We start from the raw sequence: 21,158 nt of genomic DNA on the forward strand, positions 1-21,158 counted from the left end.
TTGCGGCCTGGGGGGCTCGTTTTTGTTTAACCCTGCCGGGGGGGGCGCGGGGCGCCCGCCCCCCCCCCGCCCCAGGGCCGCCCTCGCGGCGGAGGATCAGGGCGTCAGCGGGGGGCGGGGGTCACCGGCCGGGCCGTACGGCCCCCGGGGAGCGTCGTCACGGATGACCTCGCCCTGCACCACCTTCCCGTCCGGGCGGTGGATACGGGCCTGCTGGAAGGCGTCCTGGAGGCTTCCGGGCGCCGCGGCGGCCATCCGGCGCTCGACCGCCCTCTCCGCGGCGCGCCCGAGGGCCGTACGGACCGGGGGGACGAGCAGCAGCAGCCCGGCGACGTCGGAGACGAGCCCGGGGATCATCAGCAGCAGGCCCCCCAGCATCAGGAACCCGTTGCGGTCCTCGGCACCCTTCCGGTCGGCCGCGGTCGGGGCCGTACCGCTCTGGGCGGCGGCCTGGGCCTGCTGGAAGGTGGAGGTGAGATTGGCGAAGGCCCGGCGCCCGGCCCGCTTGATCACCGCCGCGCCGAGCACGGCGCCGCCGATCAGCAGGAGCAGCACGGTCAGCCCGCCGGCCGCGTTCGCCACGACGGTGAGCAGCCAGATCTCCACCACCAGCCAGGCGGCCACGCCCAGCGGGAGAAGGGTGCGCGCCCGGGAGCGCCGAGGGGTCTGCGGGGGCGTTGCGCCGGTCGTCATGCGCTCCAGTGTGCCTGCCCCGCCGCGAAAACGTCGTAAGGAAAAGATCAACCCGGACCGCCCGGGGCCGGGGCGGGTCCCGCCGGGGTCCGGGCCGGGTCCCGCCCGGGGCCGGGGCGCCGGTCGCGGGCCGGGCGCCACGACGCCGGACCGGGCCGTCGGCCGTGTGCCGCCTGCGGCGCGCGGCGTGGGCAACGCACGCGGGGCCGGTGCCCGGGGTCGGCGGACGACCGCGGGCGACGGCCCCGGAGGGTCAGGCGTTCTTGCGGGTCAGGGCCCTGGAGAGCTTCTCGGCGCGGGCGGTCACGCCCCAGCCGGTGACGCGCCAGAGCGCCTCGACGACGATGTTCCGGCTCATCTTGGAGTCGCCGATCTCGCGCTCGACGAAGGTGATGGGGACCTCGACGACGTGGAAGCCGGCGGCGACGGCGCGGCGGGCGAGGTCGACCTGGAAGCAGTAGCCGGCCGAGGCGACGTCCTCCAGGCCGAGGCCCTCCAGGGTCTCCTTGCGGAAGGCGCGGTAGCCGCCGGTGACGTCCCGGATCGGGACGTCGAGCATCAGGCGGGAGTAGAGGCTGCCGCCGCGCGAGATGAACTCGCGGGACTTCGGCCAGTTCACGATCCGGCCGCCGGGCACCCAGCGGGAGCCGAGGACGAGGTCCGCGCCCTTGAGCGCGGTGAGCAGCCGGGGCAGTTCCTCGGGCTGGTGGGAGCCGTCGGCGTCCATCTCGACGAGGACCTCGTAGCCGTTCTCCATGCCCCAGCGGAAGCCGGCGAGGTAGGCGGCGCCCAGCCCCTCCTTGCCCTTGCGGTGCAGGACGTGGACGTGGTCGTCGTCCGCCGCGAGCTCGTCGGCGAACTTGCCGGTGCCGTCGGGGCTGTTGTCGTCGGCGACGAGGATGTGCGCCTCCGGGACGGCCTCCCGTACGCGCGCGACGATCGGCCTGATGTTGTCCGCCTCGTTGTAGGTCGGAATGATCACCAAAGCCTTGCCGAGCGGGCCGTAACGCCTCACGCCACCGTCGTTCACTACTGCCCCTTCGGATACAGACACAGGCCCCCACCTTAGCGAGGTCTCCGGCGTGGTCTGGTCCTGCGGGGTGTGAGACTGCCCCCAGTGACCGCGACCCGGGGTCACGCCGGGGAGTGCGCTGGGGATTGCGCCGGGATTGTGCCGGGGCCGCGTCGGGCGGCGTGCGGTGCGGGGCCCGACGTCCTTCGGTCCGACCCGGGACCCGCCGGCTGCGGATCGACACAAGGCCGTTGTCTACTGAACGTCCGGGCCCCACCCGGGTCGCACCTTCCGCCGGTGAAACCTTCCCTCGCGGCCGAGGCGCGGGCGGCGGTCGGCGTGGGCGAGGAGGTCCGGTCCGGTCGGACGTCCTGTGGTGGACGCGGGAGAACCTACCCGGCCATGGCGGTCGGCTGTCAACACCCGTTTGACCTGCGAGGTTCCGGAGAAGCCGCAGGCAGGGCGGGAAGATCCGCAGGTCGGGAACGAACCCGTGGTGCGTACATCCGGGTGGCCGTCAACCCGACATCACTCGTTCGGCCGTACGAAAACCGTCTGTCCGTACACAACGGTCCGCAGGCAGACGGGCAGTTCGAGCCCGGGGGACAGATCAGGCAGACCGGGCGTTCCGGACCGCGGATCGGTGGACCAGCGGGCCACCCGGTCGTCGGGCGCCTGGACGACCAGCTCGCCGGTCCGCCAGATCGCGTAGTCGGCGGGGGCGCCCGGCACCAGGGTGCCGGCGTCGTCCCGGCCGACCGCGCGCCAGCCGCCGCGCGTGTGGGCGGTGAAGGCGGCCCGGACCGAGACGCGGTGCTCGGGGGTGCGGTGGAAGGCGGCGGCCCGGACGGTCCCCCACGGATCCAGCGGCGTGACGGGGCTGTCCGAGCCGAAGGCGAGCGGCACACCGGCCCGCAGCAGCGACGCGTACGGGTTGAGGGTGCGGGCCCGCTCGGCACCGAGGCGCTCGGCGTACATGCCCTCCTCCCCGCCCCACAGGGCGTCGAAGGCGGGCTGGACGGAGGCGGTGAGGCCGAGCTCGGCGAAGGCGGCGACCGTCTCCGGGGTGAGCATCTCGGCGTGCTCGACGCGGTGCCGGGCGGCCCGGACCCGGGCCAGGCCGAGCTTCTCCGAGGCCGCCCTGACCCCCTCCACCACGGCGGTCACCGCGGCGTCGCCGATGGCGTGGAAGCCGGCCTGGAGACCCGCCTCGGTGCAGGCCGCGACATGGGCGGCCACCGCGGCGGCGTCGAGGTGGGCGGCGCCGGTGTGGCCGGCGGAGTCCGCGTACGGCTCGTGGAGGCAGGCGGTGTGCGAGCCGAGGGAGCCGTCGGCGAAGAGGTCGCCCGCCGCGCCGAGGGCGCCGAGCGCGCGGGCCCGCTCGACGTCGAGGTCGGCCCAGTAGCCGACCACGCGGGGGCCGGGCTCGTCGCGGGCGAGGTCCAGCAGGCCAGTGAAGTCGTCCTCGGAGGAGATCTGCGGACCGCCGCACTCGTGGAGGGTGCCGATGCCGAGGGAGGCGGCGTGGGCGCGGGCGGCCCGCTGGGCCTCCGCGCGCTGGGCCGGGGAGACGGCGGCGAAGGCGGCGGCCCGGACCGCGTGGTGGGCGTCGCCGGTGAGGGGCGCGCGCCCGCCGTGGAAGCCGTCCAGGTCCCGTACGCCGGGGACGAGGTCGAGCAGCGCGGTGGTGACGACGGCCGAGTGGACGTCGATCCGCGTGAGGTAGAGCGGACGGCCGCCGGTGAGGCCGTCCAGCTCCTCGCGCGTGAGCGGGCGCCGCTCGGGCCAGCGGGAGGCGTCCCAGCCGTGCCCGATGAGGATGCGGTCCCCGGGGCGGGCGGCGGCGTGGGCGCGGACGAGCTCCGCCGCCTCGGCGAGCGAGGCGGCGGAGGAGAGGTCGAGGCCGGTGAGCGCGAAGCCGGTGGCCGTGGTGTGGACGTGGGCGTCCACGAAGGCCGGGGTGACGAGCGCGCCCTCCAGGTCGATCACCTCGTCCACGCCGGAGGCGAAGGCGTCGGCGGCGCCCTCCTCGCCCACCCAGGCGACGTGGCCGCGCTCCACCACCATGGCGGTGGCGAAGGGGTCGGCGGGGCTGTGGACTTCTCCACCGCGCAGGAGCACGGTCCGGTGTTCGCCGGGGTTCAGGCTTTCGCTCATGCGACCAGGCTAAATGCGCGGCGGCCTGGCTTCGTACGGGGTGGACAGGACGACGGTGGTGCGGCTGGAGACGTGCGCCTGGGAGCGGATCCGGCTGAGCAGGTGCTCCAGCTCCAGGGGCGTGGCGACCCGGACCTTGAGGATGTAGTTCTCGTCACCGGCGACGCTGTGACAGGCCTCGATCTCGGGGATGTCGGCGAGCCGGTCGGGGGTGTCGTCGGGGGCGCTGGGGTCGAAGGGTTTGACCGAGATGAAGGCGGTCAGCGGCAGACCCACCGCCTCGGGGTCGACGACGGCGGCATAGCCGCGGATGACTCCGCGCTGCTCCAGGCGGCGGACGCGCTGATGCACGGCCGACGTGGACAGGCCGGTGGCCTTGCCCAGGTCGGTGTAGCTCATGCGCCCGTCCTTGACGAGCAACTCGACGATCTGACGATCCAGCTCCTCCATGCGCCGACCCTATTGCGCCGAAGGGTCCCGGGCCCAGCCGGGTGCAGGTCTTATAGACCGCTATGGGCGCTCACGGGGCACCTGCGACAGGCATGTGACGAACGCCACAGGTTTGCGCAGGGCATCACGGGTCCGCTCACGGTTATGCGGAGTTCCGCATGGGAAGGGCTTGCTGTGGTTCCGGCCGCACAGTATCGGCCGACCCGTCCGAGGGGGAGATTCTCCATGCAGGAGCCCGTTGATTCCGTCGAGCCGTCCGACGAGTTCGACGCGTACGACACGTTCGAGATGTACCGGGTGGTGTGCCCGGAGTGCGATCAGCCGATCGCGCTGCTGGCCGACGAGGACGCGCTGCCCGAGCACGCGCTCTGCCCGTCGCCGTGGAGCCCCTTCACCCTGACGGTCTGCCCGGGCACCGGCCGGTCCGCCGACGAGGCGGACTCCGCCGACGCCGGGGTCGGCGTCCAGGAGCAGGACACCGCGCTCCTGCTGACACTGCCCCAGGGGCTCGACTGGCGGACCCAGCCGTTCTCGCACATCGGCGGCCCCGGCTCGCGGCCGATCCGCTCGGAGCAGCTGCGCCGAGCGGCCTGACGGCTCCCGGGTCAGCCCACCCCGGTCCAGTAGCTTCCCCGCACCATCGCCGCGAGGGTGGCGTGGTGCAGGATGAGCCGGTCGGGGTCCTCGGGGACCTCGACCTCGCCGAAGTACGCCTGGCGGTACGCGATCCTCAGCATGACGATCGCGTGCCGCAGCGCCGCGTACAGGGTGTGGAACTCCATCGCGCGCGGGGCGTGCCCGGTCAGTTCGGCGTACCGCCGCTCGATCGCCTCGCGGCACAGGAAACCGGGCAGGCCCGGCTGGCCGAAGCTCACGGTCAGGTCCTGGAAGAAGCGGTGCAGGTAAACGGTCCAGCCGAGGTCGACCTCGCGGGGCGCGCAGGCCGCCATCTCCCAGTCGAGGACGGCGGCGGGGGCGAAGCCGTCGTAGACGATGTTCCCGATCCGGGCGTCGCCCCAGCAGAGCACCGCCGGCCCCTCCTCGTCCGGCCACAGCTCCTCCAGGCGCGCGAAGGCGGCCTCGATGAGCGGTGAGGGCGCGAGCCCCTCCACCACCCAGGCGTAGTAGGCCCGTTGGGCGTCGACATGACGGCGCAGCGGGCTTCCCTCCCCCTCCGCCAGCAGGAACTCGGCCTCCTCGGCCGGGAACTGGTCGTGGAGCCGGGCCAGCACCCCCACCGACTCCGCCTCCAGAGAGGCCCGTTGGGCGTCGGAGGCGGCGTGCAGCCAGTTCCCCTCGTACGTGTACGGCATGACGTCCGGCGGGACGCGCCCCTCGGCGCGGGCCATCACGAAGAAGGGCGCGCCGAGCGGTTCCGGGTCCTCCTCCAGCCAGAGCACGCGCGGCACGGGCACGTCGGTGTGCTCGGCGACCAGCCCCATCACCCGGTGCTGGCGGGCCATGTCGTAGACGGGGAAGACGGTGTACGCGGCGGGGTCGGCGGCCAGCCGCAGGGCGCAGCCGCGCACGGGGGCGTCCGGGTGCTCCAGGTCGAAGAGCAGGGTCTCGCTCGACATGCCGTTGGAACCGGGCACGGCGAGCCCGGAGACGGTGGCGCCGGGCAGCCTGCGGCCGAGCCAGGCGGTGAGCCGGGCGGCCAGCTCCTCCGGCTCGCGGGTGGTGGTGCGGGGACGGGGCGCGGTGGCCATACGGGTCTCCTCAGCGGGGAGGGGGACGGTTCGGCGGGGAGGGTCCGCTCGACGGGGCGGGACGGCTCGACGGAGAGGGACCGCTCGATGGAGAGGGACAGCTCGACGGGGCGGGACGGCTCGACGGGGTGTGACGGCTCAGCGGGCCGTGGAGGTGAAGTCGGTGAAACCGCTGGGGTCGTGGCGGCCGAAGGAGCCGTGCTCGAAGATCCCGTGGCCGGTGCGGCCGTCGAGGGTGAAGCGGGCGGAGTGGTCGGTGACGCCGTAGGCGGCGAGGGGGTGTGCGGCGGGGTCGGAGAGGTCGTAGACGCGCCGGTCGGTCCAGTCGCGGCCCTGCCAGGTGCCGTGCTGCCAGTCGTCGGCGGGCGGATAGCCGGCCCCGACGGCGAGCGGGGAGGAGACGAGGACCTCGACGCCGATCTCCAGGGGCTTGCCGGTGGGGTCGGCGAGGTGCACGACGGCGCTCTCGGGGTGGCGGGTGCCGGGCCGGTAGGCGATCTCGGTGCGGGGCCAGCCGAGCTGTGCGTCCCGCCGGCCCTCGCGGACGAGCTGGGCCTGGTTGAGCGTCCGGTAGCCGTCGGCGTCCTCCTGCGCGACGACCATGACGAAGCGGTCGTCGAAGCGCATGGGTATCCAGAGCCAGTGGAAGCCCTCGGGGCGGGACTCGGCGGCCCGGCCGGGCTCCTCGCCGGGGATCGGGCGGACTCCCCAGCTCCGGTCGCGGGTCCCGGTCCACTCCCCCGCCGTGACCTCGAACCGCTCGCCGCCCGCGGTGATGACGCCCGCGCAGTGGCCGGCCTGGACGAAGCGGCGGCCTTCGAGGGTGAGCCGGCCGCCGGTGCGCTGGAGGTGGTGGGGCTCCCAGAGGGCGGGGAAGTCACCGGTCCAGGTGAGGTCGAAGGAGAGTCCGTCGGGGTCGGCGGGGTCGGCGGCGCAGCCGAGGGTGAAGCGGCGGAGGGGTTCGTCGACGGTGATCCGCAGCGGCCCGACCTCCAGGCGCATCCGGTCGTCGCCGAGCGCGTCGGAGGCGCGGACGGCGTGCAGCCGGTCGCCGACGCGCAGGGTGGCGTAGGCGTCGACCACCCCGGTGTTGGGGTAGACGCCGAGCCCGGCGATGAGCAGGGCGCGGCCGGCGTGGTCGAAGACGTGGAAGATGCAGCGGTCGTAGGCGTTCCGGTCGCCGCTGACGTGGTGCTTCATCGACAGCGGAGCCTGGTGCACGGGGTATTCGTCGAGCGCGACGGGCCGGTCGTCGTCCACGGCTGACCTCCTGGTCCTCGAAGATGATCTGACGGTACGTCAGACACCGCGGCGAGGACCAGAGGCGTGCGATGCGCACAGCGGGGCGGGCGCGGGGAGGGCGGGAGGCCGGCGCGGCGAGGACGGGAGGCGGGCGCGGCGAGGACCTGCCGCCTGAGCAACCCGGGGATCCGGCGACGGACGGCCCGGGGACCTGCCGCCTGAGCGGCCCGGGGACCTGCCGCCTGAGCGGCCCGGGGACCTGGCGGCAGACGGCCCGGGGACCTGCCGCCTGAGCAACCCGGGGACCTGGCGCCTGAGCGGTCAGGGCCCGAGGGTAAGCGGCGAACTGGCGCCCGATTCCCTCCGGCGGTGACCCGGCGGACCCGGGGCGCGTTGATTCGGGCATGACCACGCTGTACTCCACACCCAGCGGAGTCGGTCGGCATCGGCAGGCCGAACCGCACGGTGAAGAATCGGTTCCTCAATGGATTCCGGAGGCCTCGGACCTCTCCGGCCCGGCCCCCGACGGCACCCCGCCGGCACCGGTTCCCGCGCAGTCCCCGGCGCCGGAACGGACTCCCCCGCCCGCCCCCACGCCCACGCTCGTCGCGCCGGCGCCCGTACCGACGCCCGTACCGACGCCCGTACCGGCACCGGTGCCCGCACCCGTGCCCGTACCGGCGACCCTGCCGACGCCCGCGCCGGTCCCGGTCCAGGTCCACCCCGACCCGCCGATCTACCAGGCCCTGTACTCCCTCTGGGCCAGCCAGGGCCGCACCCTGCCCGGGCGCCGGGACGCCGAGTGGACACGGCTCGCCGCGGGCCCGGTCTGGGCGGACCGGACCGTCCGCGTCAGCGGCGTCCTGGTCCCCCCGGGCGGCGCCCGATGACCACCCGCCGGGTCACATGAGACCCGCGCGGGTGACGAGGACGGCGAGGAGGACGACGAGGGTCCAGCCGAGGACGTGCTCCAGCAGCTCGGGACCCCGGTCGTCCTTGGGGCCTCCGGTGCGCGTACGGGAGAACAGGCGGGCCGCGAAGGTGAGGGTGGCGCTCATGCCCACCACCATGAGCCACCCGCGCACGCCCTCACCAGAGACGTCCCTCACACCTCCGCCCCCGCCCCGGACGTCCGGGACCGCCCCGGCCGCCCGAAGCGCCGCGCGCCGCACGGGAGTCGGCCGACCGGGGCCGTACGGGCGGTGGACGCGGCTGTGCCGGACGCCACGTTCCCGCTCGGGGACGCCTCCGTCCGGTTGATCCCATCCCGGGCCCGCGACCAGGCGGACGTCCGTGTCGGAGGCGCGAGCGGGGCGGGCCGGCGTACGGAGCGGGCCGGCGTACGGGACGGATCGGCGGACGCGTCAGGCGCGGGCCGCCGCGTACGCTTCGAGCCCGCCCGCCGCCAGGCGGTCGCCGCGGGTGAAGACGGCCGCCCCGCGACGCCCGGCCGACGCGTCGGCCGGGTCGGCCGGCGGCAGGGGCAGCGTGGTCTCCTCGCCGTCGGCGTGGCGCAGTGTCGTCGTCGCCCCGTTCCACAGGCGGATCACCGCCCCCCGCGGGGCCCGCACCCGGACCTCGTCGCCCTGGAGGGTGAGGAGGACGCCGGTGGCGCGCTCCGCGAGGAGGGCGCGGTAGCGGTCCGGTGGCAGGGCGCAGTCGGTCGGCGGTGTCGTGCCGCTCCAGTCGGGCGCGTCGACGCCCCGGGCCCGTGCCGCGTTCCACATGCGGGGGACGAGGCCGGGGGCGAGCGGTGCCGTGGCCATGCGCTCGCACATCCAGAGGAGGCGTCCGGCCCCTCGGCCGGCCCCCAGGGCGCGCCAGCGGACGCGGAGCGCGAGGTCGGCGGCGACGACGGCCGCCCAGGGGTGGACCGTGCCGAGGGGGCCCTGCGCGCCGAGCCAGGCCAGATAGCGCTGGGCCTCCTCCAGGATGCCGGTCATGGAGTCCACGGGGATGCCGAGGACGTAGGCGGGGCGGCCGCGGAAGAGCCACGGACGGGCCGCCGCGAGGTGCAGGACCGCGCGGGCCAGGTCTCCGGCCTGGGGTCGCTGTTCGTCGTCGCCCGCCGCCGGGCCCAGCCCCCAGGGATCCTCCGGCGACGCGTCCGCGTGCTCGGCCTCGCGCAGCACCCGGCGCAGGGCGGCCTTGCCCCGCTCGGTGAAGGGCGCCTGTTCGAGGACGGGCAGGTGGGTGCTGAGCAGGGCCGTGAGCAGGCGCTCGGCGGTGGCCGGGTCCCCGGGTACGGGAGCCCGCCGCAGGGCCGTGGCCAGGTCGTCGGCGAGCGTGGTGTCGACCATGCGGCGGCTGGTGAGCCGGCCCAGCGCGCTGGGCTCCAGCCGGTCCTCGGGAGCGCCGGGCCGCAGGCAGCCCACCGCGGCGAGGAACTCCGCCGCCTCGTGCAGCGGTTCGACGCTGTCGTGGCCCTGGTGGGCGGCGAACGTCCCGGCCCACCAGCGCTCCGCCTCCCCTAGGGTCGACAGCCGCTCCTGCACGGCCTCGGCGAGGAGGTGGTCGGCCAGGTGCTCGTCCAGACGCGACCGCACGGTGTACCCGGCGGCCAGCCGGGCCTGCCAGTGCGGGCGTTCCGCCGGGTCGGTGAGCAGGAAGGCCCAGCCCTCGCGCTCTCCGGCGCCGATGCGCCCGGCCCGCCCGAACATCTGCTGGACCATCGACACCTCGACGCGGTCCAGGCCGAGGGTGGTGTCGCACACGATCACCGCGCGGGCGGGCAGGTTGACGCCGGCCGCCACGGTGGAGGTGGCGACCAGGACGTCCGCCTCGTGCGCGCGGAAGGCCTGCTCGGCCTCCCGTTTGTAGGGCCAGTCCCGGTAGTGCAGCCGTACGCCCGCCTTGGCGCACAGCCGCTCCACCGCCTCGGCGTCGTCGGCGTCGACGCCGGCGGTGGGCACGCCCCGGTCGGCGGCGAGCGCGAGCGCCGTGGTCCGCACCCCGCGCTTGCTGCCGCGGAAGACGAGGACGCTGCCTCCGTCGCCGGTCACCCGCCGGGCGATGCGCACGGCGGCCTCGGTGCGGACGGCGGCCCGCCCCGCCCGGTCCGTCTCGTCGACCGGGCGCAGCAGGGGCAGTTGCCAGGTGAGCCGGGTGGGCCGCCAGGTGGTGCGGAGCAGGCGGGCGCCCAGCCACCGGGCGACCTCGTCCGCGTTGGCGACCGTCGCGGACAGGCCGACGATCCGGGTGGCCGCGCCGTCCTCCCGTACGCGGGCGAGCAGCGCCTCCAGCACGGCTCCGCGCGTCGGGTCGCCGAGCAGATGGATCTCGTCGACCACCAGGCAGCCGACCTCGTCGAGCGCGTCCCGCAGCGAGCCCGCGCGGCAGATCGCCTCGAACTTCTCGGTGGTGGCCACCCAGACGTCGGCGGACCGGATCAGCTCCGTGTCCACCGCCGCCTCGCCGGTGAGGCGCACCACCCGCAGCCCGTGGCGGCGCCAGAGCAGGAGCTCTCGGTCGAGTTCGTCGGTGAGCGAGCGCTGCGGCACGAGCCAGGCCGCCTTGCGTCCGCGGGAGCGCGCCTCCAGCGCGGCGACCATCCCGATGGGGGTCTTTCCGGCACCCGTGGGCGCCACCACGACCAGATGTCCGGTGCCTTCCAGGACCGCCGGTACGGCGGCGGCCTGCACGGGGTTGAACGAGGGGTGCGGCAGCAGCCCCACCCACTCGTCCGGCACGAGCGTACCGACGGGGACGTAGCCGGCGCCGTCGACGTCCGGCAGCTCGTCCAGCGCGTCCCACTGGGCGGCGAAGGCGTCCCGGGCCGCCGTCGCCCAGGGCCCGGCGGCGGGGGCGGCGCCGTCCGGACCGGCCGCGACCAGTTCCGTACGGCCGCCGGTCCCGGTGACCGTGCCGACCCGTCCGGCCTCCTCCCAGTAGCGGCTGACCCGGTACGGGACGTCACGCTCGCCCAGCCACGTCCGCAGCCCCTCGTACTCCGGGCCCTCGGGGAGGATCACCCGTACGTCCTCGGCCGCCGTGAGCTCGGCCTCGGCGGGTCGCCACGCGGGATCGGCGACCTTCCACCACGACAAGGCGCGCCGCTCGGTCCCGTCGGGCACGACCAGGTCCTCGGGCCACACCGGGCCGCGGCCCGCGCCCGCCCCCGGACGCGTCTGCGCCGGCAGCCTGACGACCGCGGTCACGGTGGGTCCCGGCCGCCCCTCGGGGCGGACCCGGGGCGTCCGCCCGGCCCGGCGCGGCACGGCGTCGGTCAGCTCGTCGAACCGCTTCGCCCCGAGGTCCGCCAGGGTGAAGGCGGTGGGGCAGGCCGGGCAGACGAGCGCCGTGTACTGGTAGGTGCGGCCCTGCGACTCGTACGGTCGGCGCAGGGCGTGCAGTTCGCCGGCGCACGCCGGACAACGGCGGTCGACGGTCTCCTCGTGGTTCCACCCCGGCTCCGCGAACCGCGCCGGGAACTCTCCGCCCAGCGTGACTCCCCACCGCTCCCGTGCCAGGTCGGTGACGGATCCCCGCCCGTCGGTCTCGTCACTGTGCATGGACCGACTGTCGCATCTCATGATCATCACGCGCAGGCGGTTGCCGGGTCCGCCCCGATCAGACCCTCACAGCAGTCCGAGCGCCCGCAGCGCGCGATGCTGCCCGGCCACCGGCCTGTCGGGCCAGAAGACGTAGCAGATGCCGCCCGTACCGCTTCTGACCTTGCCGTTCGCGTCGTACCGCTTCGTACGCAGCCAGATGTTCTCCCATTCGCGGCGGCGGTAGACGCGGCGGACGGCCGCGTTGGTGGGGGAGGCGGGGTCGTTGGCGATGACGTCGCCTTCGGGAGTGAAGCCGATGACCGTCATCAGGTGGCCCGACGTGCCGTAGCCGGCGCCGGTCAGCTCCTCCTTCAGGAAGGACTGGGACGTTATGGCCGGGATGCCGGCGCGGACCAGGCTCTCCAGTTCGGTGAGGGAGCCGAGCCGGGTGACCACGGCGTTGAGGTCGGGGTAGGCGGCGGCGTAGGCGGCGTTGAAGGGCCAGTTGCCGCAGCCGGAGTACTGGTGGTCGTAGGTGAAGCGGGCCGCGTGGCAGACCTGCGGGTCGGCGAAGTCGGGGTTCACCCAGGCCAGGTCGGCGGTGGAGGGGCCCCGGCCCCAGTACTCGACGATCATCTGGGAGGAGGTCGGGCTGCACCAGGCCTCGCCGCCGTTGTCGTACTCGGGGTACTGGCCGACGTGGGTGTTCTGCGAGTAGCGCGGGACGGCCAGCTCGTGGGCGGGTCCGGGCGTGGTGGCCGGGACGGTGAAGCGGTCCGGGACGTCCGAGGCCATGGCGCCGAGCCGCCGGACGGTGGGGGTGAGGGTGGTGCCGGGGCGGCGGTGGAGGGTGAGCCGGAGGCGGTACGAGGCGAGGCGGAGGCCGCTCGCCGGGTCGTCGACGGCGAAGGTGTCGGTCCAGACGCTGCTCCGACCGTCGGTCTGGTCGTCGACCGAGGTGCGCTTGATGTCGGTGTCGCCGGAGGCCCAGCGGCCCAGCACGAACCAGGGGGTCCTGGTGGCGTCGGAGTACGTGCCGGACAGCTCGACCTGGAGCCAGGTGCCGGCCGGGGTGTGGGCGTTCCAGGAGGCGATCACCTCGGTGGCGGGTACCGCCGGGGTGTGCGCGGGCGAGGTCCAGCGGGCGTACTCCCAGGCGGAGGTCCGCCCGGTGTGCGGGTCGGTGTAGTCGGTGCGGCCCAGGGGTGCGTCCAGGACCAGGCCGGGTCGGCGACCGGAGACGGCCCGGGTGCCCTCGGCGGCCCCGGAGCGCCAGTCGGCGTAGGTGGACCAGAAGTGGTTGGCCACGGTCGCGGGGGCCCGGAGGCCGGCGTCCGCCTCCGCGTCGCCGGGTTCGGTCGCCGCGGCCGGCGCGGCTCCGGCCGTGCCCGCGGCGGCGGCCGCGAGAGCCGCGGCGAGGACGGTCCGGCGTGAGGCTGATCCGGGCATGGCGAGGACCCCCAGTCGAGGACGGGACGGCGATCGGGCGGGCTGCGCGGGCCCACTATCCCGGCTCGGCGGGGCCTTCGCCAGCACTTCGGCCCGCGTCGCGGCCATCGACATGGGTCTGGACCGGTGACGGCGGCACCTCGCTGACCTGCGCGGGCACCCCTGACCTACGCTGGCGGCATGGACGACCTCGACCGCACGGCCCGCGCGCTGCTCCGGCTGCCGCCCTCGCTCGGCCCGGTCCGGCTGGTCGCGGTCGACGGCCACGCCGGCTCCGGCAAGTCCACGCTCGCCCGCCGGCTCGCCGCCGCGCTCGGCGGGGCGCCCGTGCTCCGGCTCGACGACCTCGCCACCCACGAGGAGCTCTTCGCGTGGACGGGCCGGCTGCGCGGCGAGGTGCTCGATCCGCTGGAGCGGGGCGCGACGGCGCGCTACCACCCGTACGACTGGAACCTGCGGGGCTTCGGCCCCGCCCGCGCGCTGCCCCCGGCGCCGGTGGTGCTGGTGGAGGGCGTGGGCTCCGGGCGGCGGGAGCTGCGGCCGTGTCTGGCGTGGCTGCTGTGGATGGAGCGGGCGGCCGAGGCGTCCTGGGAGCGGGGCCGGCACCGGGACGGGCCGGAGCAGGCGGAGTTCTGGGACGGCTGGGTGGTGGCGGAGACTCGCCATTTCGCCGAAGACCCGTCGCGGCCGTTCGCCGACACCCTGGTACGGGAGCGGGGTGAGGGTTACGACTGGCTTCCCGGGCCCTCTGTGACGGCGGGCCCGGACCAGATCATCACTCACCGTGATGGCCTGATGGCAGGGGACTGAGTCCCCGGAACTCCGCTTCCGCAAGTACCTCAAGGGCGCTTGACCCCGGGGGCTTACAGGTCTTACGTTCTCAATGTGCGGCTTTTCTACAGCCGCCGCGGACGCGAAGCCCCCGGTTGTTCCCCCGTGATCGGGGGCTTCGTTCCGCCCTCTCCCCCCTCCGCCGGGCCCTTCCCGACCGCCCGTGCTCACCGAGGGTCACCGATCCCGGATCTTGCGCTTCTCCTTAAGCGCACCCCGCCTGCGCAGGTACGATGCCCCCAGGTGCGGTCAAATCCCGTCCATACGCCGACGGTTGTGGGGGACCCGATGGACATCGGCACGCAGGGCCCGCAGGCCCCCGCCGAACTCGCCTGGCTGCGCGGAGTGGACGCCTACACCATGGGCGCCTATCCGCAGGCCGAGGAGGAGTTCCGGGCCGCGGTGCGGATCGATCCCGGCATGGCGGACGCCTGGCTGGGGCTGCACGCCCTCCGGGTGGACACCACCACCGCGCTGCTGCGCATGTACCGCAGCCGCGAACGCTTCGGCGAACAGCGCGCCCGGCACCGCCGCACCCTCAACTCCTGGTACTGGCTGGGCTGGTGGGTGCAGCCGGTGCTGGAGAGCCCCCGCGACCTGCTGCTCGCCCACGCCTCCCACTGGCTCGACGGACGGCACGTCCCCGAGCTCGACCGGGCCCTCGCCGAGCTGCCGCCGGTCGACACCGACCCGCAGGTCCGCTTCCTGCACGCCTGCCGCTCCTACCTGGTCAAGGACTGGGAGCAGCTGGTGCGGCACACCGAGCCGCTCGTCGACGACCCGCTGCTGGGCATCGAGGCCGGCCTCTTCGGCGGCATGGCCCGGGTGCGCCTGGAGATGTTCGGGCAGGCCGAGCCGCTGCTGTCGGCGGCCCTGATGCGCTGCCGCAGCGAGCAGCCGCAGCGCAAGGAGCTGCGCTACTGGCTCGCCCGCGCCCACGAGGGCACCGGCCGCAGCGCCGCCGCCCTCCCCCTCTACAGGGCGGTGCACCGCGTCGACCCGGCGTTCATGGACACCGCCGCCCGGCTCGCCGCCATCGCCGAGTACGACGGCTTCGAGGGGCTCGACGGCATGGACGAGCAGGCCGGTCTCGCCGCCGTCGCCCTCGGCCCGGTGGGCGTGGGCCCCGGTCAGGACGGCACGGACACCGTGACCGGGCCCGAGACGGAGCCCGTCTCCCCCGGCGACGGGCTGCGCCGCTCCCCCGAACCGGTGCCGCCCGGCGTGCCGGCCGCGCCCCCGGAGGTCGTACGGCACAGCTCTCCGGTGCCGCCGCAGCCCGGACCGCCGCGCTTCCCTGCCGGGCCGACGGATCCGGTGCTACTCGCCGAGGCCCTCGCCGAGCTGGAGGGCATGGTCGGGCTCGAACCGGTGAAGCGGCAGGTCAAGGCGCTCTCGGCGCAGCTGGAGATGGCCCGGCTGCGCGCGGGTCAGGGGCTGCCGGTGCAGCCGCCGAAGCGGCACTTCGTCTTCTCCGGGCCGTCCGGCACCGGCAAGACGACCGTCGCCCGGATCCTCGGCCGGGTCTTCTACGCGCTCGGCCTGCTCGGCGGCGACCATCTGGTGGAGGCGCAACGGGCCGATCTCGTCGGCGAGTTCCTCGGCCAGACGGCGGTGAAGGCGAACGAGCTGATCGACTCGGCGGTCGGTGGGGTGCTCTTCGTCGACGAGGCGTACGCGCTCTCCAACTCCGGCTACAGCAAGGGCGACGCCTACGGCGACGAGGCCCTCCAGGTGCTGCTGAAACGGGCCGAGGACAACCGGGACCACCTCGTCGTCATCCTGGCCGGCTACCCGGAGGGCATGGACCGGCTGCTCGCCGCCAACCCCGGGCTCTCCTCCCGCTTCACCACCCGGGTCGACTTCCCCTCCTACCGGCCGCTCGAACTGACCGCGATCGGCGAGGTGCTGGCCGCGGCGAACGGCGACGGCTGGGACGAGGAGGCCCTGGACGAGCTGCGCTCGATCAGCGGCCACGTGGTCGAGCAGGGCTGGATCGACGAGCTGGGCAACGGCCGCTTCCTGCGCACCCTGTACGAGAAGTCCTGCGCCTACCGGGACCTGCGGCTCTCCGACTACCCGGGCACGCTCACCCGCGAGGACCTGGCCACGCTGCGGCTCGGGGACCTCATGCAGGCGTACGGCGAGGTCCTGTCGGGCCGTGGTCCGGCGGACCGCGGCCCCCAGCAGGAACCCCCGTTCTGAACCCGGGCCGGCCGACGGGAGGGCCCGCCCCGCGGGTGGTCCCTCCCGGCCGGCGGGCTACCCGGCGGGCGCGGGGTGGAGCCGGTGCGCGGGGTCGCGGACCTCGCCCACGAGCGTCTCCAGGACGTCCTCCAGGGCGACCAGGCCCAGGACCCGGCCGGAGCCGTCCGCGACCTGCGCGAGGTGGGTCGCGGCCCGGCGCATCACGGTGAGGGCGTCGTCGAGCGGGAGCTCCGCGCGGAGCGTCGCCATCGGGCGCCACAGCTGCCGCGGCACCGCCCGCTCCCGCTCCTCCAGGTCCAGCACGTCCTTGACGTGCACGAAGCCGAGGAAGCGGGTCTGCCGGCGGTCCTCGGCGAGGACCGGGAAGCGGGAGTAGCCGGTCCGCACGGTCAGCTCCTCGATCTCCTCCGGGGTGATCGACGGCGGGACGGTGACGAGCGCGGCGGCCGGGATGAGGACGTCGATGACCGGGCGGCTGCCCAGCTCCAGCGCGTCCTCCAGCCGCTCCTGCTCGGCCGGGTCGAGAAGCCCCGCCTGTCCGGCGTCCTCGACGAGCCGGCCCAGCTGGGCGCTGGTGAAGACGGCCTCCACCTCGTCCTTCGGCTCGACCTTGAAGGCCCGCAGGACCAGGGCCGAGCAGGCGCCCAGGGCGGACGTCACCGGCCGGCAGAGCCGGGCGAAGCCGACCAGGGCGGGGGCGAGCCAGAGCGCGGTCCGTTCGGGCGCCGCCATCGCGAGGTTCTTCGGGACCATCTCGCCGATGACGAGGTGGAGGGCGACGACCACGGCGAGGGCGATCACGTAGCCGAGCGGGTGGACGAGCCCGGCCGGCACGCCGACGGCGTGGAAGGCGGGTTCGAGGAGGTGGGCGACGGTCGGTTCGGCGACCGCGCCGAGGGTGAGCGAGCAGACGGTGATGCCGAACTGGGCGGCGGCCATCATCCGCGGCAGGTTCTCCAGGCCGTACAGCACCTGCTTGGCGCGGGCCCCGCCGAGGGGCTCGATCTGGCTGCGGCGGACGGAGACGAGCGCGAACTCGGCGCCGACGAAGAAGCCGTTGGCCAGGACGAGGAAGAGGGCGAGGAGGAGCTGGAGGGTGCTCATCGGACCGCCTCCGCCATCGGCACCGGGGCGGTGCGCACGATCCGGACCCGCTCGGCCCGGAAGCGGTCGACCCGGCGGACCGAGAGCCGCCAGCCGGGCAGTTCGGCCCGGTCGCCGGGGGCCGGGATCCGGCCGAGGAGGTCGGCGACGAGCCCGGCGACCGTCTCGTACGGGCCGTCCGGCACGTCGAGGCCTATCCGGCGCAGCGTGTGGACCCGGCAGGAGCCGTCGGCCTCCCAGGCGGGGCGGCCGTCCTCGGCGGGCGCGACGGCCAGTTCGGGACGGGCGTCGGCGGCGGTGTCGTGCTCGTCGCGGACCTCGCCGACGAGCTCCTCGACGATGTCCTCCAGGGTGACCACGCCGGCCGTGCCGCCGTACTCGTCGACGACGACGGCGATCGGCTGCTCGCGGCGCAGCCGCTCCAGGAGGGCCTGGACGGGGAGCGACTCGGGGACGAGGAGCGGCGGGACGGCGATCCGGCCGACCGAGGTCCGGGGGCGGGCCTCGGGGGCGACGGCGAGCGCGTCCTTGAGGTGGACCATGCCCACGACCTCGTCGATGCGGTCCCGGTAGACGGGGAAGCGCGAGAGGCCGGTGGCACGCGTCAGGTTGAGGACGTCGGCCGCCGTGGCGTCCCACTGGAGCGCGCTGACCTTCACGCGCGGGGTCATCACCTGCTCGGCCGTGAGGCCGGCCAGGGAGAGGGTCCGCACGAAGAGGTCGGCGGTGTCCTGTTCGAGGGCGCCGGCGCGGGCCGAGTGCCGGGCGAGGGATTCCAGCTCGCCGGGGGTGCGGACCGAGTCCAGCTCCTCGGTGGGCTCGACGCCCAGGGCGCGGACCAGGCCGTTCGCGACCCGGTTGAGCAGCGCGATCACCGGCCGGAAGGCGGCGGAGAAGCGGCGCTGCGGGGCGGCGACGAAGCGGGCGACCTGGAGCGGCCGGGAGACCGCCCAGTTCTTGGGCACCAGTTCGCCGACGACCATCTGCACGGCCGAGGCGAGCAGCATGCCGATCACCACGGCGATTCCGGAGACGGCGCCCGGGGGGAGCCCGGTGGCGGTCAGCGGGGCGCGCAGCAGGCCGGCGAGCGCGGGCTCGGCGAGCATGCCGACGACGAGCGAGGTGAGGGTGATGCCGAGCTGGGTGCCGGAGAGCTGGAAGGACAGCTCGCGCAGCGCCGAGACGACGGTGCGGGCGCGCCGGTCACCGGCGGCCGCGGCCCGCTCGGCCTCCGCGCGCTCGACGGTCACGAGACCGAACTCGGCGGCGACGAAGAAGCCGTTGGCGAGGATGAGGAGGAAGGCTGCCAGAAGGAGCAGCAGAGAGACGATCATGCCGCCGCCTCGAAGGGGGAGGGGGCGGCGCAGGTACTACCGGACGATCCGTCCATTGCCGGAGGGAGTCACTCCTCGGGTCGAAGGGTGGCCTCGCCGGCCGCCGGCGGCGGCCCTGCACACGCGAGGCGGTGGTGCGCTCGGCACCACCGCCTCAAGAGTAGTCACGCGGACGCCCCGCGCGGCAGGGGGGACGCCCCGGATGGGGGACGGCCCGGGATTCCCCCCGACCCCGCACCAGGGGTTCCCCCGGACCGGCGCGTCGGGGTTCAGGCCGTCTCGACGCCCGTGCCGCGGCTGTCCGCGAGGGCCCGCAGGGCGCGGGCGTCCCTGATGGCGGACTCCTTGGCGATGCCGGGCTGGATGCCGAGGGCCGGCAGGCTGGTGCCGTCGCTGAGGTCCAGGAAGACCCACGGGTCGCCGGGACGGAGGTTGACGCGGAGGATCTCCGCCCAGGCGAGGCGCCGGGTGCGGGTGATGTTGACGACCGTGACGCCCTCGCTGTCCGCGACGACCTTCGGGCGGCTCAGCATCACCAGGACGCCCAGGAAGAGCACGGCGGTGAAGACGAAGCTGGCCCGCTCCCCCGGCCCGAGCCGCTCCAGCATCAGCGCCACGGCGGTGATCGCCGCGAACATGGCGACGCCCACGGTCAGCAGGACGGCGCGGGTGCGGCCCGGCCGGAAGGTGACCGGGAGGGCGGGCGTGGGCGACTCGGACATCGGGGTACCTCGGTGCCAGAAGTGGTGCGGCGGGGATCAGAGACGGCAGGCGTGGATCGCGGTGGTGAGGATCGCGCGGGCGCCGATCTCGTACAGGTCGTCCATGATCCGCTGCGCCTCCTTGGCGGGGACCATCGCGCGGACGGCGACCCAGCCCTCGTTGTGCAGCGGGGAGATGGTCGGCGACTCCAGGCCCGGGGTGAGGGCGACGGCCTGCTCCAGGTGCTCGGCGCGGCAGTCGTAGTCCATCATCACGTAGCTGCGGGCGACGAGGACGCCCTGGAGACGGCGCAGGAACTGCTGGACCTGCGGGTGGTCCGTCTCGGCGCCGTGGCGACGGACGACGATCGCCTCGGACTTGAGGATCGGCTCGCCGATGACCTCCAGGCCGGCGTTGCGCAGGCTGGTGCCGGTCTCGACGACGTCGGCGATGATCTGGGCGACGCCCAGCTGGATCGCGGTCTCGACGGCGCCGTCCAGGTGGACGACGGAGGCGTCGATCCCCTGGTCGGCGAGGTGCTTGGCGACGATGCCCTCGTAGGAGGTGGCGATCGTCATGCCGCCGAAGTCCTCCGGGCCCTCGGCGGTGCCCGGGCGGGTGGCGTAACGGAAGGTCGAGCGGCCGAAGTTCAGCGCCAGGATCTCCTCGGCGCTGGCGCCGGAGTCCAGGAGCAGGTCACGGCCGGTGATGCCGATGTCGAGCTTCCCGGACGCCACGTAGATGGCGATGTCCTTCGGCCGCAGGTAGAAGAACTCGACCTCGTTGTCGGGGTCGATGACCACCAGTTCCTTGGACTCCTTGCGCTGGCGGTAGCCGGCCTCATGGAGCATGGCCGACGCAGGTCCGGAGAGGGAACCCTTGTTGGGGACGGCGATGCGCAGCATGGGGTGGGCTTCCTTTGCCTGGGAGTGGTGGGAGACGTGGGGTGTGTGCTCAGAGGTGGGCGTAGACGTCGTCGAGGGAGATCCCGCGGGCGACCATCATCACCTGGACGTGGTACAGCAGCTGCGAGATCTCCTCGGCGGCCGCGTCCTTGCCCTCGTACTCGGCGGCCATCCAGACCTCGGCGGCCTCCTCGACGACCTTCTTGCCGATGGCATGGACGCCCTTGCCCACCAGTTCCGCGGTGCGGGAGGTGGCCGGGTCGCCGGTCTCGGCCTTGAGCTTGAGCTCGGCGAAGAGCTCTTCGAAGGTTTTGTTCGCCATGATGTCCTTAGAGTACGGGGTGGACAGGGGGCCCTCAGCGCCAGGGTTCGCTCACCGTGCGGAGGATGGTCGCGGTGGCGACGGCGGCGGTGACGGCCTCGTGGCCCTTGTCCTCGCTGGAGCCTTCGAGGCCGGCCCGGTCCAGGGCCTGCTCCTCGGTGTCGCAGGTCAGCACGCCGAATCCGACGGGTACGCCGGTGTCGATCGAGACCTGGGTGAGGCCGTGGGTGACGCCCTGACACACGTACTCGAAGTGGGGCGTCCCGCCGCGGATGACGACGCCGAGCGCCACCACGGCATCGTAGCCGCGTCCGGCGAGCACCTTGGCCACGACCGGGAGCTCGAAGCTGCCCGGGACGCGGAGCAGGGTGGGCTCGTCGATGCCGAGTTCGGACAGGGCGCGCAGGGCGCCGTCCACGAGGCCGTCCATGATCTTCTCGTGCCACTGGGCCGCGACGACCGCGACCCGAAGGTCGCCGCAGTTCTTCACGCTGAGGACGGGTGCGCCCTTGCCGCTCATGTCTCTCCTAGCCGGTGTCGTACGGGG

General features: G+C 74.5%; 19 protein-coding genes. 4 read left to right on the top strand and 15 right to left on the bottom strand.

The features are described 5' to 3' along the window. Positions 1-96: 96 nt before the first annotated feature. The 4 genes from fxsA to ACFQ8C_RS27900 all read right to left on the bottom strand — a co-directional run bounded on the left by fxsA (position 97) and on the right by ACFQ8C_RS27900 (position 4,312). A complete protein-coding gene (gene fxsA, locus ACFQ8C_RS27885) occupies positions 97-693 on the bottom strand; it encodes an FxsA family membrane protein (protein ID WP_383462439.1) in 597 nt (198 codons plus the stop codon). A gap of 253 nt (positions 694-946) precedes the next feature. Next, positions 947-1,723: a polyprenol monophosphomannose synthase gene (locus ACFQ8C_RS27890; RefSeq protein WP_383462441.1), complete on the bottom strand. Its 777-nt coding sequence runs from the start codon at positions 1,721-1,723 to the stop codon at positions 947-949. 510 nt (positions 1,724-2,233) lie between these two features. Continuing rightward, positions 2,234-3,862, bottom strand: a complete 1,629-nt coding sequence (locus ACFQ8C_RS27895) for an amidohydrolase (RefSeq protein ID WP_383462443.1) — start codon at positions 3,860-3,862, stop codon at positions 2,234-2,236. A gap of 9 nt (positions 3,863-3,871) precedes the next feature. Beyond that, positions 3,872-4,312 (bottom strand): Lrp/AsnC family transcriptional regulator, encoded by a 441-nt coding sequence (locus tag ACFQ8C_RS27900; protein ID WP_030493658.1) that lies wholly within the window; start codon positions 4,310-4,312, stop codon positions 3,872-3,874. Positions 4,313-4,537: 225 nt separating this feature from the next. Here ACFQ8C_RS27900 and ACFQ8C_RS27905 point away from each other — a divergent pair, with 225 nt between their 5' ends. Next, a complete protein-coding gene (locus ACFQ8C_RS27905) occupies positions 4,538-4,906 on the top strand; it encodes a hypothetical protein (RefSeq protein ID WP_383462445.1) in 369 nt (122 codons plus the stop codon). 11 nt (positions 4,907-4,917) lie between these two features. Here the strand turns inward: ACFQ8C_RS27905 and ACFQ8C_RS27910 are convergent, their stop codons facing one another. Beyond that, entirely contained in the window at positions 4,918-6,021 is a 1,104-nt protein-coding gene (locus tag ACFQ8C_RS27910) for a phosphotransferase family protein (RefSeq protein ID WP_383462447.1), read from the bottom strand. 138 nt (positions 6,022-6,159) lie between these two features. After that, on the bottom strand, positions 6,160-7,221 hold the full coding sequence (locus tag ACFQ8C_RS27915; protein ID WP_383462476.1) for a hypothetical protein: 1,062 nt from the start codon (positions 7,219-7,221) through the stop codon (positions 6,160-6,162). Between the two features lie 698 nt (positions 7,222-7,919). On the opposite strand from ACFQ8C_RS27915, the gene ACFQ8C_RS27920 reads away from it, so the two are divergent. Further along, positions 7,920-8,153: a hypothetical protein gene (locus ACFQ8C_RS27920; protein ID WP_383462449.1), complete on the top strand. Its 234-nt coding sequence runs from the start codon at positions 7,920-7,922 to the stop codon at positions 8,151-8,153. A gap of 12 nt (positions 8,154-8,165) precedes the next feature. Here ACFQ8C_RS27920 and ACFQ8C_RS27925 read toward each other — a convergent pair whose 3' ends face one another. From ACFQ8C_RS27925 to ACFQ8C_RS27935, 3 genes are all read right to left on the bottom strand, one after another. Next, positions 8,166-8,321 (bottom strand): SCO1431 family membrane protein, encoded by a 156-nt coding sequence (locus ACFQ8C_RS27925; protein ID WP_383462451.1) that lies wholly within the window; start codon positions 8,319-8,321, stop codon positions 8,166-8,168. A gap of 306 nt (positions 8,322-8,627) precedes the next feature. Beyond that, positions 8,628-11,774, bottom strand: coding sequence for a DEAD/DEAH box helicase (locus tag ACFQ8C_RS27930; RefSeq protein WP_383462453.1), 3,147 nt, complete (start codon positions 11,772-11,774; stop codon positions 8,628-8,630). A 66-nt stretch (positions 11,775-11,840) separates the two neighbouring features. After that, positions 11,841-13,205 carry a C39 family peptidase gene (locus tag ACFQ8C_RS27935; RefSeq protein ID WP_383462455.1) on the bottom strand — a complete coding sequence of 455 codons (1,365 nt, stop codon included), beginning with the start codon at positions 13,203-13,205 and terminating at the stop codon, positions 11,841-11,843. 180 nt (positions 13,206-13,385) lie between these two features. On the opposite strand from ACFQ8C_RS27935, the gene ACFQ8C_RS27940 reads away from it, so the two are divergent. Both ACFQ8C_RS27940 and ACFQ8C_RS27945 read left to right on the top strand, forming a co-directional pair. Further along, positions 13,386-14,015, top strand: a complete 630-nt coding sequence (locus ACFQ8C_RS27940) for a uridine kinase (RefSeq protein WP_383462457.1) — start codon at positions 13,386-13,388, stop codon at positions 14,013-14,015. A 309-nt stretch (positions 14,016-14,324) separates the two neighbouring features. Continuing rightward, complete coding sequence (locus ACFQ8C_RS27945; RefSeq protein ID WP_383462459.1) at positions 14,325-16,241, top strand: AAA family ATPase; 1,917 nt, start codon at positions 14,325-14,327, stop codon at positions 16,239-16,241. A gap of 57 nt (positions 16,242-16,298) precedes the next feature. On the opposite strand, the gene ACFQ8C_RS27950 is transcribed toward ACFQ8C_RS27945, so the two are convergent. From ACFQ8C_RS27950 to ribH, 6 genes are all read right to left on the bottom strand, one after another. Next, positions 16,299-17,348, bottom strand: a complete 1,050-nt coding sequence (locus ACFQ8C_RS27950; protein WP_383462460.1) for a hemolysin family protein — start codon at positions 17,346-17,348, stop codon at positions 16,299-16,301. Beyond that, on the bottom strand, positions 17,345-18,682 hold the full coding sequence (locus ACFQ8C_RS27955; RefSeq protein ID WP_383462462.1) for a hemolysin family protein: 1,338 nt from the start codon (positions 18,680-18,682) through the stop codon (positions 17,345-17,347). The genes ACFQ8C_RS27950 and ACFQ8C_RS27955 overlap by 4 nt, the downstream gene beginning before the upstream one ends. A gap of 269 nt (positions 18,683-18,951) precedes the next feature. Continuing rightward, complete coding sequence (locus ACFQ8C_RS27960) at positions 18,952-19,404, bottom strand: PH domain-containing protein (RefSeq protein ID WP_383462464.1); 453 nt, start codon at positions 19,402-19,404, stop codon at positions 18,952-18,954. 36 nt (positions 19,405-19,440) lie between these two features. Continuing rightward, entirely contained in the window at positions 19,441-20,289 is an 849-nt protein-coding gene (hisG, locus tag ACFQ8C_RS27965) for an ATP phosphoribosyltransferase (protein ID WP_383462466.1), read from the bottom strand. A 49-nt stretch (positions 20,290-20,338) separates the two neighbouring features. Then, positions 20,339-20,611 (bottom strand): phosphoribosyl-ATP diphosphatase, encoded by a 273-nt coding sequence (locus tag ACFQ8C_RS27970; protein WP_352077335.1) that lies wholly within the window; start codon positions 20,609-20,611, stop codon positions 20,339-20,341. A gap of 34 nt (positions 20,612-20,645) precedes the next feature. Further along, positions 20,646-21,131 carry a 6,7-dimethyl-8-ribityllumazine synthase gene (gene ribH, locus ACFQ8C_RS27975; RefSeq protein WP_282696477.1) on the bottom strand — a complete coding sequence of 162 codons (486 nt, stop codon included), beginning with the start codon at positions 21,129-21,131 and terminating at the stop codon, positions 20,646-20,648. Between the last annotated feature and the right edge of the window lie 27 nt (positions 21,132-21,158).

Source organism: Streptomyces sp. NPDC056503 (genome assembly GCF_042794995.1).
GTDB lineage: Bacteria > Actinomycetota > Actinomycetes > Streptomycetales > Streptomycetaceae > Streptomyces.

Bases quoted from the DNA above. Each gene is read 5' to 3' on its own strand.
- ACFQ8C_RS27900 (WP_030493658.1), bottom strand. From the start codon at position 4,312: ATGGAGGAGCTGGATCGTCAGATCGTCGAGTTGCTCGTCAAGGACGGG.
- ribH (WP_282696477.1), bottom strand. From the start codon at position 21,131: ATGAGCGGCAAGGGCGCACCCGTCCTCAGCGTGAAGAACTGCGGCGAC.
- hisG (WP_383462466.1), bottom strand. From the start codon at position 20,289: ATGCTGCGCATCGCCGTCCCCAACAAGGGTTCCCTCTCCGGACCTGCG.
- ACFQ8C_RS27910 (WP_383462447.1), bottom strand. From the start codon at position 6,021: ATGGCCACCGCGCCCCGTCCCCGCACCACCACCCGCGAGCCGGAGGAG.
- ACFQ8C_RS27970 (WP_352077335.1), bottom strand. From the start codon at position 20,611: ATGGCGAACAAAACCTTCGAAGAGCTCTTCGCCGAGCTCAAGCTCAAG.
- ACFQ8C_RS27940 (WP_383462457.1), top strand. From the start codon at position 13,386: ATGGACGACCTCGACCGCACGGCCCGCGCGCTGCTCCGGCTGCCGCCC.
- ACFQ8C_RS27925 (WP_383462451.1), bottom strand. From the start codon at position 8,321: ATGAGCGCCACCCTCACCTTCGCGGCCCGCCTGTTCTCCCGTACGCGC.
- ACFQ8C_RS27955 (WP_383462462.1), bottom strand. From the start codon at position 18,682: ATGATCGTCTCTCTGCTGCTCCTTCTGGCAGCCTTCCTCCTCATCCTC.
- fxsA (WP_383462439.1), bottom strand. From the start codon at position 693: ATGACGACCGGCGCAACGCCCCCGCAGACCCCTCGGCGCTCCCGGGCG.
- ACFQ8C_RS27930 (WP_383462453.1), bottom strand. From the start codon at position 11,774: ATGCACAGTGACGAGACCGACGGGCGGGGATCCGTCACCGACCTGGCA.
- ACFQ8C_RS27905 (WP_383462445.1), top strand. From the start codon at position 4,538: ATGCAGGAGCCCGTTGATTCCGTCGAGCCGTCCGACGAGTTCGACGCG.
- ACFQ8C_RS27895 (WP_383462443.1), bottom strand. From the start codon at position 3,862: ATGAGCGAAAGCCTGAACCCCGGCGAACACCGGACCGTGCTCCTGCGC.
- ACFQ8C_RS27950 (WP_383462460.1), bottom strand. From the start codon at position 17,348: ATGAGCACCCTCCAGCTCCTCCTCGCCCTCTTCCTCGTCCTGGCCAAC.
- ACFQ8C_RS27915 (WP_383462476.1), bottom strand. From the start codon at position 7,221: ATGAAGCACCACGTCAGCGGCGACCGGAACGCCTACGACCGCTGCATC.
- ACFQ8C_RS27945 (WP_383462459.1), top strand. From the start codon at position 14,325: ATGGACATCGGCACGCAGGGCCCGCAGGCCCCCGCCGAACTCGCCTGG.
- ACFQ8C_RS27935 (WP_383462455.1), bottom strand. From the start codon at position 13,205: ATGCCCGGATCAGCCTCACGCCGGACCGTCCTCGCCGCGGCTCTCGCG.
- ACFQ8C_RS27960 (WP_383462464.1), bottom strand. From the start codon at position 19,404: ATGTCCGAGTCGCCCACGCCCGCCCTCCCGGTCACCTTCCGGCCGGGC.